This is a genomic window from Acidithiobacillus sp. TH-A36, assembly GCF_057473445.1.
In genome coordinates, this window is sequence record NZ_JBYCKP010000693.1 from 1 (window position 1) to 1,537 (window position 1,537).

General features: G+C 47.2%; 1 protein-coding gene. It reads right to left on the reverse strand.

Translation table 11 applies throughout. From position 1 onward, the window contains the following. Nucleotides 1-1,100: 1,100 nt before the first annotated feature. On the reverse strand, nt 1,101-1,537 hold a 437-nt coding region (locus tag AC2VLY_RS17225; RefSeq protein ID WP_486922719.1), incomplete at its 5' end, for a DDE-type integrase/transposase/recombinase.

Below are 1,537 nucleotides of genomic sequence, written 5' to 3' on the forward strand. Positions count from 1 at the left end.
GCAATCCTGTCTAGCTATATCTGACACATAGATATTTCCCCTAGAAACCATCGGAGATTACTATGTCGCCAAAAGCGAGCGCTCTCCGCGACTTTCATTCAGCGTTATGCTTCGCTATAAGAAAAGGGATGAGAGTGGGGTGGAGGCGTGCGGCATGCGTTGTTGGTGCAAGGCGGTTGGGAAGGACACGAGCCACTGGTGGTCGCCGGTCTCTTAGCGAATCTGCTGCGTGAAGAGGGATTTATCACCCACATTTTTGACACGTTGGACAGCTTTTGCGATGAGTCACTCATGGACAATGGACTTGGCTGAGAGATCCCGCGGGGAGCATGCGTGTCTCCTAGTGCAGAGGTTGATCGTCGAGTTGCACCTAGGCCTGCGTCAGAGTCGTTCAGTCGCCAATCATTTGAAGCGCCCGCTCCACTAATCACTCAGTAATAGAAGAACTCCAGCATGTGTTGACTACGAAAGTCTTGTGGGATGAGATTGTATATCTGGTCAAAGACGTTAGATACTTTGTCCGTCGGAATATTGGAATCCCTGATGTTGCTCATCAGTATGTGGTCGATACTAAAGATAAGTGTTTTCGCCGACAGAGGACTCATCGTGATGATTCCTCTCCGTGTTTGGAATCCGGGATTTTGCTTGACAAGCGCGAGAGAAACATAGGACAAAAAAATCGCAATTTGTCTAACATGGGAGATATCGGACTCTCCGGAATTGAAATTTTGTGCGAGAGACTCATAATTCACTAAGGCAGACAAAGCGTTTGCGGCATCTGATGTATCAACAGCCGATCTCCGGTAGTCCGCTGGGCCATGGTTCACTTCTCCCAAACTTTCAGTTGCCATATCTGTGGAGAAAATGAATTGATTGTACAAAAACCGTACGTATCGCTCCTCATGCCTCTCATGCCGATATAACACGTAATTTGTAATCAAAGAAACAATTAGCGAGAGTCCAAGAAAGATACTTATCGACTTGATAACGACTGTTTTCATATGTCACCCCCAAAACCTTGTTGAAACATTAATTTAGCCCGCGCGGTTCTGGTGCAAAGATTGCGAGCAGCGTAGACTGGCCCGTTTGCGATCCATTGATTAGGCGGATGTTCCAAACAGGTCATCTATGAACGACACAATGGAACAAGCAGGCGTGCGCTGCATCTCAACCGGCTTCTTTTGTAGCATATGCATAGCCTCTATCCCAGCAAGTGTCTTTTCGGCAGTCACGAATGACTTGAACTCAAGCATGGGTTTCGTAATCCTTTTGATAGAACGATGGTCTTGTTCAACGAGGTTGTTCAGGTATTTTATCTGCCGGATGATGGTGGCATGAGCAACATAAACGCCTCTCTCCTCAAGCAATTCAACGGTGTCACGATAACTCAAGCTGTATCGCAAATACCACCGAACAGCCATCAGGAACATGTAACCTTCGAAGTGCTTCCATGCGAATGCGTTCATACATGCCGGCCTCATCTCGACGATTGATACGATGATCGTAGCACTCAAGTGGGTTTTGCACCAGAACCGTT